The sequence below is a fragment of the Chryseobacterium sp. AG844 genome (genome assembly GCF_003182335.1).
GTDB classification, from domain to species: domain Bacteria; phylum Bacteroidota; class Bacteroidia; order Flavobacteriales; family Weeksellaceae; genus Chryseobacterium; species Chryseobacterium cupriresistens.
In genome coordinates this window covers 1-12,319 of the sequence record NZ_QGTV01000041.1, presented here as the reverse complement: position 1 = coordinate 12,319, position 12,319 = coordinate 1, and the positions used below count along the sequence as shown (strand labels likewise).

10 protein-coding genes are annotated in these 12,319 nt (G+C 36.1%); 7 read left to right on the top strand and 3 right to left on the bottom strand.

Going from position 1 to position 12,319, the window contains the following annotated elements; all coding sequences use genetic code 11:
* Positions 1-122: 122 nt before the first annotated feature.
* A complete protein-coding gene (locus DEU40_RS22030) occupies positions 123-1,775 on the bottom strand; it encodes a DUF6029 family protein (protein WP_110011841.1) in 1,653 nt (550 codons plus the stop codon).
* Positions 1,776-1,777: 2 nt separating this feature from the next.
* Positions 1,778-2,260 carry a TlpA family protein disulfide reductase gene (locus tag DEU40_RS22025; protein WP_110011840.1) on the bottom strand — a complete coding sequence of 161 codons (483 nt, stop codon included), beginning with the start codon at positions 2,258-2,260 and terminating at the stop codon, positions 1,778-1,780.
* A 203-nt stretch (positions 2,261-2,463) separates the two neighbouring features.
* Here DEU40_RS22025 and DEU40_RS22020 point away from each other — a divergent pair, with 203 nt between their 5' ends.
* The 4 genes from DEU40_RS22020 (at position 2,464) to DEU40_RS22005 (ending at position 9,107) form a co-directional block, all read left to right on the top strand.
* Positions 2,464-3,528: an Omp28-related outer membrane protein gene (locus DEU40_RS22020; RefSeq protein ID WP_110011839.1), complete on the top strand. Its 1,065-nt coding sequence runs from the start codon at positions 2,464-2,466 to the stop codon at positions 3,526-3,528.
* A 35-nt stretch (positions 3,529-3,563) separates the two neighbouring features.
* Entirely contained in the window at positions 3,564-5,450 is a 1,887-nt protein-coding gene (locus DEU40_RS22015) for a T9SS-dependent choice-of-anchor J family protein (protein WP_110011838.1), read from the top strand.
* A gap of 56 nt (positions 5,451-5,506) precedes the next feature.
* Positions 5,507-6,253 (top strand): T9SS type A sorting domain-containing protein, encoded by a 747-nt coding sequence (locus DEU40_RS22010; protein ID WP_110011837.1) that lies wholly within the window; start codon positions 5,507-5,509, stop codon positions 6,251-6,253.
* A gap of 202 nt (positions 6,254-6,455) precedes the next feature.
* Complete coding sequence (locus tag DEU40_RS22005) at positions 6,456-9,107, top strand: hypothetical protein (protein WP_110011836.1); 2,652 nt, start codon at positions 6,456-6,458, stop codon at positions 9,105-9,107.
* 108 nt (positions 9,108-9,215) lie between these two features.
* On the opposite strand, the gene DEU40_RS22000 is transcribed toward DEU40_RS22005, so the two are convergent.
* Positions 9,216-9,566, bottom strand: coding sequence for a hypothetical protein (locus DEU40_RS22000; RefSeq protein WP_110011835.1), 351 nt, complete (start codon positions 9,564-9,566; stop codon positions 9,216-9,218).
* 174 nt (positions 9,567-9,740) lie between these two features.
* On the opposite strand from DEU40_RS22000, the gene DEU40_RS21995 reads away from it, so the two are divergent.
* The 3 genes from DEU40_RS21995 to DEU40_RS22575 all read left to right on the top strand — a co-directional run bounded on the left by DEU40_RS21995 (position 9,741) and on the right by DEU40_RS22575 (position 11,535).
* On the top strand, positions 9,741-9,935 hold the full coding sequence (locus tag DEU40_RS21995) for a hypothetical protein (protein WP_047426218.1): 195 nt from the start codon (positions 9,741-9,743) through the stop codon (positions 9,933-9,935).
* A 123-nt stretch (positions 9,936-10,058) separates the two neighbouring features.
* Positions 10,059-11,105: a PA0069 family radical SAM protein gene (locus DEU40_RS21990; protein WP_110011834.1), complete on the top strand. Its 1,047-nt coding sequence runs from the start codon at positions 10,059-10,061 to the stop codon at positions 11,103-11,105.
* A gap of 262 nt (positions 11,106-11,367) precedes the next feature.
* On the top strand, positions 11,368-11,535 hold the full coding sequence (locus tag DEU40_RS22575) for a hypothetical protein (RefSeq protein WP_181398017.1): 168 nt from the start codon (positions 11,368-11,370) through the stop codon (positions 11,533-11,535).
* Positions 11,536-12,319 lie beyond the last annotated feature (784 nt).

Genomic DNA, 12,319 nt, shown 5'->3' with positions numbered 1-12,319 from the left:
TGGTGAATTTAAACTTTACAGGATTTTTTATCTGCGCATTAATTCCTGTCGCTAAAAATAGTAGAATTAATAAAAACCAGTTTCTAAATTTCATTTTATTAAACTAATTTGAATATATGTGATTAATAACTGGTGCTAATACCCAAAGAAAGACCGGCACTCTCAGGAACAAATCTGCAAACACCGCCTACACAAAGCAATCCTCCTCTTTGTCTGCCATAAGAAGCCTGAATTCTTGTACTGTTTTTTCTAAAAACCAGCCCTCCTGTGTAATAGTGCATTTGCTTTTCTTTATCAGAATTTCCGTAATTATAAAGGTCATTGGCGAAGATCGACCAGTTTTTGTTAAAATTATATTCGAAAAGACCGGCAGCCCAATTTCCATGGTAGCCGTTTGCCCATTGATGCTGCAGTTCCAGTTTCATAGAACTTTTGGAAAATTTGTACATATTATCCAGAATAAGGGTCTGTGCTTTTACTTCTCCACTTGTTTCTTCGACTCTGTAAGTGTTGTAGTACTGGTTAATAAATACCAGGGCAACCTTCCATTTATCATTCAGTCTGGTCCTGATATCAAGGCTTTGGTCTGAGTAATATTTTTCTCCTAATGCAAGAAAATCCGTTTTATAGTCACGGATATCATTAATGTATGATCTGTATGTTCCCTTTAATCCATACCAGTTTGAGATATTCAAAGAAAGATCAGTTCCGTATTTTCCTCCCAATAATGTTCCCTTTTTTATCTTATAAAAGATATCTATCTGAGAACCTAGTTCTCCGGATTTCTTTTGAGGGAGAAATGACAGCCTTGGTTGTGCCTGATAAACATAAATATTGGCCAGGCTATAATCATATTGTTTGGTGAGTGAAGGGATATAATTCAACACGGAATTATGGTAAATATTTCCGATTTGGTCCCGTTGTGAGTAAAAATTAAAGTTTTCCAGTCTTCTCAGTCCAGCAATGATTCCAAACCGGTCTGTAGCATAAGAAAGGTTAAGCAGAAAAGCATTGCCTGAAAATATATTATTTGGATCCAGTGTGTTTACCTGCTTGATATTGTCCTTGGTTTTGTAAAGGTATTCAAATTCCATTGCAAAATTTGAATATTCCATTTTCATTCTGGATGAATAGATGCTGACGTTTTTAGGGAATTTACTGTTTTCCTTATTGTCCTCGTATTTATTGACATAGCTGAATCCGATACTGGTGTGAAGGTCTTTTGCTTTTATCATATTGTCCAGATTCAGTTCGGTATCAAGTCCCGTTATTAATCCGTCTGAAAGATTAAATCCTAACCTCTGTTTACCTATTAATGCTTTCATGATAACGGTTTGGCTGGGATCTGTATATTTTATTTTTCCTCCCAGCAGGGAATTTGCAATCCCAAGCTGTTTGTCTTCCCATACACGTAAAGCTAAACCGCTGCCGAACTGCTCATAAAAATGCCCTAATGTGACATCTACTCCCGCTTTTTCGTTATTATAGTTAACAAAATAAGTTCCCAGGCTGGTTTTACTCAAAACCGGGGAATAATTGAGTAAGGCTCGGGGTTCGTAAGCTTCAAGTTGCGCTCCTGCTGTGAAGTTTTTTAATTTATAGCTGATATTAAGGTAGTTATTTGATCTTAGCCTTTGGTCTTTTTCTGCTTCGGAGAGTTTTACTTTGCTGTCATCAATATAGTATTGTGAATTGGATTCAAGATTTACAGATAACTGGCTAAAAAGACGAATGCTGGTTAATAGAGCCACTCCATAAATTATTTTTTTTCGCATAATTATTTGCTGGTATTGTATTCTTTAATCTTTTTGATCAGTTCATCTTCATCCCCGGGAGAGTAGCCCACATGAGAATATACGACTTTACCTTTATGAATGAGTATGGTGTGGGGGATACTGTTGATATTCAATGCTCTCTTAAGAGTCTGGTTAGAGTCTAATAATACTGTGTAGGGCCACCCTTTGCTTTTGACAAGAGTTTTAACTTTTGAAACTGTACGGGCATCATCTGTGGCAGCTGCCAGTAAGGTAAACTTACTTTCCTTCTGCCAATCTCCGTATTTGTCATTAATAGCGGTAAGTTCTTCCATACAAGGTAGGCACCATGTAGCCCAAAAGCTGACAATAACAGGATTAGAGGAGTCTATTTTGGAAAAATTGATCCTTTCGCCTGACAAGGTATTTAAAGAGACATTAGGCATTTCCTGAGCGTAAAAAAAGCTTAAACAAGAAACGAAGAGTCCTGAGAAAATCATTTTCATTGTCAATGTTGTTTTTAATAATTAAACAAATATTATTTTGCTAATATATAATTAATTATGTAATTTTAATGCGAAATATTTATTAAAACTGTCAAAACATTGATTTTATCAAAATTTTAATGTTTAAATTTTAAACATATTTATTAACAACTCCATATAAAATTTCAGTTTTTATTTAAACCTATTAAAAAATTCAACAAACAATGAAAAAAAAGTTATTATTTCTAAATTGTGTGATTTTATTTTTTTTGTTATTGTCCTCCTGTAGAGGATCGGCAAGCGACGAAGGAGATACTGTTGCGACTTATCTTACCATTTCTTCAGAAGGTGGTAACGAAAAACTATTGGGAAAAAGCTTTACATTCAGAATAAAGGATAATCTCAATAATGACATTACTTCAGAAAGTGAAATTTTTGTCAATAATCAGCTGATAAACGGAAATATCTATACGCCTGTAGAGAAAGGAGCTTATACTATCAGTGCCCGATACAGAAACCTCCCTGCAAATCCTATATCTGTAAATGCTGTCATCAATGACGGAGTCAATTTTAAACATAGAATTTTATACGAAGATTTTACTGGTACATGGTGTGGAAACTGTACCCGTGCAGGGGCCAGAGCCAAAAATCTGAGACTGCAGACCGATGATGGTTTTGTCTTTATCGGGATTCATGGCCCTAGTGGGCAGGATCCGTGGTCGAATGCCGTAAGTGCTGAGGTAGAGCAGTTTAAAAATGTAACCGGGGTGGATCTGGGCTGGCCCACAATGTTCATTAACAGAAATACAATGTGGGATGACAGTGAAAATTATACCGATATGTCGTTACCGTTGTCTCAGTTAAAAGCCTTCAGTAAAATAGGTATAAGAATAGTCTCTGAAATATCTGGCAATACTCTGAATGTTGATGCCCGGATTTCTTTTGCCCAAGCCTTTTCAGGACTTAAAATAGCTGCGTTTATAGTAGAAGACGAGCTGGTGGGTAAACAAAAGAATTATGTTCCGGCTTTGGGGCCACCTACTATTTATGATTATGTACACCATAATGTTTTACGGGCTAAACTGACTTCATCTGTTGCTGGAGAAAATATTCCGGATTCCCAGACAGTAATTTCCAATGAATACTCCCGATCATTTCAATACTCTATTCCTTCAGATTACCATCGTGATCATCTTAAAATTATCGTGATGGTAATGGATGGTAGTGGAACCGTACTGAACGTGAGAGAAGAAAAGATAGGCATATCCAATACTTATGAATTTTTATAAAACTATTATTTACTAAACTTAAATTTTTAAAACAAATGAAAAAGATTTTATTTTCGGTGCTTATCCTGATATTCGGGATACACTACTCACAGACTTATTACAGTCAGGATTTTAATACTGCAGGACTCAACGGATGGGTGAGTACTGATATTGACGGAGATGGGAAACAATGGACTAATATGAATGTTTCTAGTGTAAATGCAGGCTTTGGAAGCGGATCATTGACTTCCTTTTCTTATATGAGTGGAACCGTGCTTACGCCAAACAATCTGATCACTTCACCGCTTATTAACTTAAGTAATGTTACTGCTTCTAATGCATATCTGGTCTATAATTTGGCAACATATTCTAATTATCCAAACGAAAAGTATTCAGTATATGTTACAACAACCAACGCTTCAGGAGCTATTACTGCTTCCACACCTGTGTATACAGAAACTGTGGCTGCAGGTGGCTTTCAAAACAGAGTGATCAATGTGAGTTCCTTTATTGGGCAGCAAGTTTATATTTCTTTCAGACATTATGATTGTACAGATCAGTATTATCTCATTTTGGATAATATCCAAGTCAAAAGTTTTGCAGATTATGATGTAGCTCTTAAAAATTTATCTTTAAGTCGATATGGAGTGACCAATACGGATTATTTTATCAAAGCAACTGTAAAAAATAATGGGGCACAAAGTGTTAATAATGTCACCCTTAACTGGAATGATGGCACAGACCATTCTGCTGTAATACCCTTAGCGGCGCCTTTAGCTATTGGGCAGGAAAAAGAAATTACGCATTCAAATGCCGTAAACTATTCTACAGTCGTAAATAAAAATATTATTGTATCTGTTACCGGAGTCAACGGAGCAGCGGATGCTGCTCCTGCAGACAATACACTTTCAGTCCCATTTAATACTGTCAGCCAAAATTCGCCTAAAAAAGTAGTAATTGAAGAGGGTACGGGAACATGGTGCGGTTGGTGTCCGAGAGGGGCGGTTGCAATGCATAATGCTACAAATAATATGTCTAATGATTTTATAGGTATTGCTGTACATCGGGGAAAAGTTAATGCCCCGGATCCTATGGAAATAACAGCATATACAACGGGCACAAATTTCTCATCATTTCCCACTATGAACGCAGATAGAAGTTCATTTGGTTTAGATATTCCTGGTAATGCTGATTTTTCTCCAATCATCACAGAAAGAAAACAAATAATTGCTCCTGCAGCATTGAGTGCTACATCTTCCTTGGTAGGAAGGACAGTTACATTCAATGCTTCGGCTGTTTTCAGAACCAACTTTACAAATGCTAACTTCAGATTCGCTGCTGTAGTTATAGAAGATGAAGTAAAAGGCACTACTTCGGGCTATAACCAGGCAAATTACTATGCTGGGGGCACTACATCTATGGGTGGATATGAAAGTAAACCCAACCCGGTGCCTGCTGCGGATATGGTTTATGATCATGTAGGCAGAATGCTGTTGGGAGGATATGCCGGGCAGGCAGGATCTATACCTTCCACCCTAACTGACGGACAGGTTGTAAACTATACATTTACAGCAGATATTCCAACTGCATATAACCTGGATAAAATAAAAGTTGCTTTGCTTTTATTGGATGGTACAACCGGCGAAATTGTTAATGCAGCAGGGCCATTTGCCATAAATACAACATTAGGGGTTCATGCTGCTGAAAAGACAAATAATGAACATATCTTATATCCTAACCCTGCAAAAGACTATTTCAAAATTGACGGAAAAGGAAAGGCAGACATTAAAATTTTTGATGTCAGTGGAAGAATAATTCTTGAAAAAGAAAATGCAGAGCCTAATACTCCGATTTCTGTACACAATTTTGTAAAAGGAACTTATCTGGTTTCTATTAAAGAAAAAGATGCGGAACCGGTTATTAAAAAGTTAATTATTAAGTAATTTCTCACAATCCGGGAAGCTGTAGCGCGGCTTCCTGGTTTTATAAATTAAAAATTATGAAAAATACTAATTACATCATATTCCTGTCTATTTTTCTGTCTTTTTATGGAAAGGCTCAGCTTAGTTTAGCAAAAGAAGACGGGACACCAATAAGTGACGGAAGTATCATTACCTATAACAGTACGGAAGAAAATCTGGCAACCTTACACTATAAAATTAAAAACAACTCTGCTGTTCCTATTAATGTTCGCGCAAAGGTTATGAATATTGTCAATGCAGACGGAAGCAGTTTTCAGTTCTGTTACCAGAATACATGTCTTCCATTTATAATGTTAGGAGCAGTTTATCCCGGAAATTCCAAACCGGCAATCAATATTCCTGCAAATTCTGAAGTTTCAAGCGGCTATACCATGTGGAATTCTGATACCGGTTCCGGAACATTTCCAATGGACTATGTCCTGAAATATTATCTGGTCGATAGCTTTAATAATGAATATGGTACGCCTGTAACATTTACTTACAGATATAATCCTAATGCAACATTAGCAGTACATGATATGACAAAAAGCAAGGTGTCTTTTGCTGAAATTGATGCAACCATTGTCAAGTCCGTAATCAATGTAATTTCCAAAGAAGATATATCCTATGTCTTGTACACTTCTGACGGGCGAACTGCGTTGGCCGGAAATCTTAATACAGGAAAAAATGTTATAGATGTTTCTCATCTACAGCAGGGAAATTATATTGTTTTTTTTAAGAACAGACGAGGAGAAGCTGTGTCAAAAAAAATAATAAAAGAGTAGTTTAATTATTGTAATCAACAAGTTTTCCTTTTTAGCTGGCAAAAGACTATCTTTATTGAGATGGTCTTTTGTTATTTTAGAATGAAATATTTTCCTGTTTAATAGTAATAAATCATATTAATTTTAATATTACAAAGTATAAAAAAGTAAAAATTGCACTTAATAATCTTATATTTAAACTTACATTTAACAAGATCAGGATATGAATAGGTGGATTAAAAATTTACTCATAGGGTTCGGAATTCTGGCCGTAATTCTTCTCGCCGCGAATTTCGGATTAAATATATGGCTCAAAACCCAGCTTCCGGAGTATATAAAAAAGAATACTGCTTATAAAGTTTCCTATAAAACCCTTGATGTGGATCTGGGAACCGGAAATATCTTCGCAGTCGGGATTACCATCAACAGTAAAAGTCCTCAAAACCCAGACGTTATTGGTTTGCAGGGAACTATTGATACCTTGAAAATAAGCCGTTTCGGAATTTATGATGCTGTTTTTAATAAAAGAATCAGCTCGTCAGACCTTTTGCTGGCTAAACCTAATTTGAATGTCATTCTTGCCAAGCCTGTCGACCGCAAAACCGGAAAGAAAAGAAATCCGGTTTTATTTGAAAATATCAGGATCAACAAGGGTAAAGTTGCTGTTTTCAGACATACCAAACAGAAATTTCTATCGGTACAGCAATTGGATCTGTATGTAGAAAATTTACAGATGACAGAAGAATCTGTAGAAAATAAACTACCCATCGTTTTTGACAAATACAGCATCAAAGGAGAAAAATTCTTTCTTCGTCCTGATGATACGTATGCGGTTACCATCAGCCGTATCAATACAAGTAACGGGCAGATGGCTGTTGAGAATTTCAGACTGACTCCGCTGCTCTCTTTTGCTCAGTTTAAAAAGTTTTATCCTAAAAAGGCCCAATTATTTGAATTTGCAGTTCCCAAAATGGATTTTACAGATGTTATTTTAAACAAAAATAAAGTTTCACTTACGAATGCAGACTTTGAGAATCCTGTTCTGACAGTCTATAATACAGGAGTAAAGACTAAGAAAGCTGAAAAAAAATCAAATTTTGAAGTTGATTTAAAAAATATAAAACTGAATAATGCCATAGTAAAGATCACAAAACCGGATGGAAATAATCTTCTGTCAGTAGGGAATCTTAGTGTAAATATCAATCAGCTGATGTTTAATAAAGAAACTTCTGAACAGGTTATTCCGATAGGTTACAAAGATTTTACCATTGCCGGAAAGGATATTGAATACTCCAATGCTCAGAATATTACAATGCGAAGTCTTGCGCTGAAGCCTGCAAACGGTGAAGTCAGGGACGTCGTACTGACACCAGGACATCCTGCAGAGAGAAAAGCAGCAGTAGTGTTAAAAACAGATCATATTGCTTTTAATATCAATAAACTGGAATTCATTGACAAAAAGCTGAATGTTGATATCAAGGATCTTCTTGTAGAAAATGTAAACGGAACCTTTAAAGCAGGTGAAAAACCAGCCGGTAAATCTCCTGAGCCTGGTATTATTAAATCACTTATTATAAGAAAAACATCTTTAAAAAATTCAAACATTACTTATGATAAAGGAAAACAGCCTTTGACTTTCCACGATCTTAATGCAACGGTAAATAATATTGAATTATCACCTAAACCCAATCAGCCGGGAATGTCCTTCAAAGTGAAAGATTATTATATCACCACCAGAAACCTCGCTTATAAAACTCAGTTTTACAACATGAGCCTTGGGCTTCTTAAGCTGAATAAAAATAAGGTGCAGATTAACAATTTTGCCATGAAACCTCTCGTTTCAAGAGCGCAGTTTATCAAAATGATACCTGTTGAGAGAGATCTCTATGATATAAAAGCCGGACAAATCACTGCAGAAGGAGAATGGGATCTGTTTTCTCATAATAAAATGATAAACGCCTCACAGGTAGGCATTGAGTCTGCAAATGCCAATATTTTCAGAAGTAAAATTCCTAAGGACGATCCAAAAATAAAAGCATTATATTCTAAAATGCTGCGTTCTATTAAGATTCCGATGACCATTCATAACCTGGATCTGAAAAACTCTGTCCTGGTCTACGAAGAAGATACTCCGGAAAGTATGGGGCCGGGAAAACTGACCTTCAGCAACTTTAATATGAACGTTAAAAACCTGAATTCAGCTAAAATTAAAGGAAAGCCAACAAAAGTAGATATTAACATCAATTGTTCTTTCATGAATCTGTCACCACTTTCTGTCAACTGGAACTTTGATGTGGCAGATCATAATGATAGATTTGCTATTTCCGGAAAAACAACCGGTCTTCCGGCAAATGGAATCAATCCTTTTATCAGACCTTATCTTCATGTGACAGCTACTGCAGGAACTATTCAGGAAATGCTTTTTAATTTCAAAGGAAACCCTGCGGGATTGCACGGAACCTTTAATCTTAAACATAAAGACTTAAAAATTGCTGTATTAAATAAGAATAATCATGAGAAAAAAGGTTTTTTGACTGCTGTTGCCAATGTTTTTCTGAGATCGGATTCAGGGCGCTTTCCGGAAGCCGTTACTGTAGAAAATGTGGAACGTGACCCCACAAAGTCTTTCTTTAATCTCTTCTGGAGAGGAATAGAGCAGGGATTGAAGAAAACCCTGATCGGTAAAAATGTTGAAAAAACAGAAAAGAAAGTCAAAGAAGCAGTTTCTTCTGTAAAGGACATGAAACAATCGGTAAAAGAAATAAAACAGGAAATAAAAAATAAAAAAGAAACTCCCAGTGCGGAAGGAAAGAAAAAAGAAAAGAAAGGCTTCCTGAATAATATGTTCAGAAAAAAGGGAAAAACTGAAGAATAATTCTTTAAACCATTAAGACAGATCCTTTGGCTGCCAGTCATAACCACTGTACAGTTTTTAATTGAAAACAACCTTAATGGTTTAAAAAATTAATATGTGATTGAGTTGTTAAAAATTGAATTCATCACTTTCCTGAATAGGGATATCTCTTAAAAATTTATCAAATTCTTCACCTGGATAATTGCTGTCTGCACCATAAGAATCTATAATCATCCCACGATTTCCTGCATTGTCCTTCACTACATAAAGTACGGCGTTATCATCAGGATTGCTGTCTCCCTCGAAGCGATAAGTTTTTAAAATGACCAGTTCAGAGGGTTGATACACTTTCTCAGAATTTTCAAACTTCATTTCACATTTTTCGTTCATTCTGAACTCCCTGTGTATTCCTCGTTCAGAAAGCGTTTTCATCACTTGGCTCAAGGTCGTCATTCTGTCAATGTTTTCTGGATTTTCCATAATAATATTTTTATTTTTAAGTACAATAATTAAACCATTGCTATCCTAAATATAAGAAAAATAGCAGATTGTAATTTTCCTAAAAATAAAGTTGAATGTTAACAAAATTTATAATTAAAAAAAATAAAATAGGTATGCTTTTTGCAATGGTATCAATAATAAATCAGAGAAAATATGAAAAAAGAAGTTGGAGTTTTACTGGCAGGAGGAGTTGGTCTTTTGGCAGTATTGAGTTTAATAAGCATTAAAAAAATTTTGACTAAAAAAGATAAAAAATATAGTGATTCCTATTCGGATTATCACAGACACTTTGATGAAAAAAATAATGATGATGAAACTCATGGAGTAGAATTATTCGCGCTGAAGTAGTAAAAAAATATATTTAATTATGTTTAAATCCAACGCTTTTGAAAGTGTTGGATTTTTTTTGTGGAAAACTTTAATGTTAAAACTCATTATTTTATAAAAATTCCATTCTAATTTTACACCGGAATGCAAAACGAAAATTTCATAAAAGGTCAGGGAGCTCAGCGAAACGTTGTCAATCGTTTCGACAGGTATACCTATGAACCAGAAGATGAAGATTTCGAAACCGTAAAGACTTCTTTTACGGAAGTATTTCCCAAAAGCATTGTCAATCAGGTCAAAAGTGAAGACCTTCCAATGGAATATTCGATGAATCCTTATCAGGGATGCGAACATGGTTGTTCTTACTGCTTTGCAAGGCCAACCCACGAATACTGGGGTTATAGTGCCGGAATTGATTTTGAAAGAAAAATCATGGTAAAGAAAAATGCCCCTGAGTTGCTGGAGAAATTTTTTCAGAAAAGAGGATACAAAGCTGCCCCGATTCTATTGTCCGGAAACACCGACTGCTATCAGCCGGCGGAAAGGCAATTTGAAATTACCAGAAAATTACTGCAGCTCTGTCTTGATTACAGACATCCTGTCAATATTCTGACAAAAAATGCTCTGGTATTAAGAGATCTTGATATTTTAAAACCTATGGCAGAACAAAATCTGGTGTCAGTTTCTCTAAGCATTCCAACCATCAGCGAAGAATTGAGACGCAAGATGGAGCCGAGAACGAGTTCTGCAAAAAATAAATTAAAAGCAGTAGAAATCCTTTCCCAAAACAATATTCCCGTACATGTTATGGTAGCGCCCATTATCCCGGGACTCAATAGTGATGAACCTTTAAATATATTGAAAGCCATTTCGGATGCCGGTGCTTTAGGTTTCGGATATACTTTGGTACGCTTAAATGATACCGTAGAACCTGTTTTTGTTAACTGGATTGAAGCTCATTTTCCGGACAGGGCACAAAAAGTTTTAAATCTCATCAGATCCATGCGGGGTGGAAAACTTGGAGATAAAAGATATTTTGAAAGACAAAAAGGAGTGGGAAATATTGCAGAAATGATTCATACCACCTTTAAGATCGGCAGAAAGAAGTTTTTTGAAGGCAAAGAATTTCCAAAGCTTTCCACTGCCAACTTCACGGGAACCCGCGACCAGCAGCTTAGATTGTTTGATTAAGCTTATCTTATATATAGTATAATCTTGTTGCCATTTCTTCAAACCCACCCAGACTCTAGCACTCCAACTCTCGAACTTTATTAGGAGCTATTTCCTGCTATCCATTCATACTCCTCGCGCCGAGGCTTTCCCACGCTGTCACCCTGAGCGAAGCCGAAGGGTCCCCCACACCTAAACCCACCCACCCTTCGAAGCAAGCTGCGGGGTAACCATTGCTATCAGGGCTAGTGGAGGGGGAATTATAAATTATAAATTATGAATGATGAGTTTCGGGTTTTTAGGTAGAAAAGGAACATTGGTATTGAATTTTCATATTGCAGATTTCTATGGAAACATATTATTGAGTACAAATCTCTATTCCCCTTGTATCATTCCGCAGGAATCCCAACTTCTTTACAAGAGCCTTAAAGGAAGTAAAATGCCAGTATAATGTCTAAGGCCTTTTAGCAGTTAGTATTAGCCATGTCATGCTGAGCTGAGTCGAAGCATTATAATTAATTACGGGTACAGGAGTTAAATCTTATTGTTCTATATTATATATAAATATACTCTTTAGCATTTCCATCCTTCCCATTCTATATATAATATAAATGTATATAATAAAGCAGGCCCCTCTTATCTGTGTAAATCTGCGAGATCTGCGGGCAATGAACATCCCCATACATAAAAAACAACAATCTCCCTTCATTATATATAATCTTCCATCAATAGAAGCAGATTATAATCCCAAGCTCAATCGAAGGAGCTCGTTCTTTATATAGCCTAGTCTCTCTATTATATAAATATATACCTTATTTGATCATAGTACCCCAAACCCCGCATTCCGCATCCCGAATCATCCCTCTCTCCCCTCAAACCCTCAAACCCTCAAACCCTCAAACTCTCCCACACTCCCACACTCCCACGCTCTCACCCCGATTCTCCAAACAAATGTTTAAAATTTTTCCCCCTGCTACCCAGTTCTTTAGGAACAAATATCACCGTAATGTAAAATTTATGTTAAATAAACTTGTTTTGCGTTGTAGGAAGTTACTATCTTTGCCCCACTGAAAACGAGAGTAGAACAGTAGCGCAGAAGCGCCTTTAGATAGGCAGAAACGATATTACTTCAAGAAAGAGACGGACGAAAAAAACTTTAAAACTTTTTTAAAAAAAGTTGCCAGTTAAAAAAGAGTTTGTATCTTTGCAGTCCCAATTAGAGGGAGCGCAGGAGT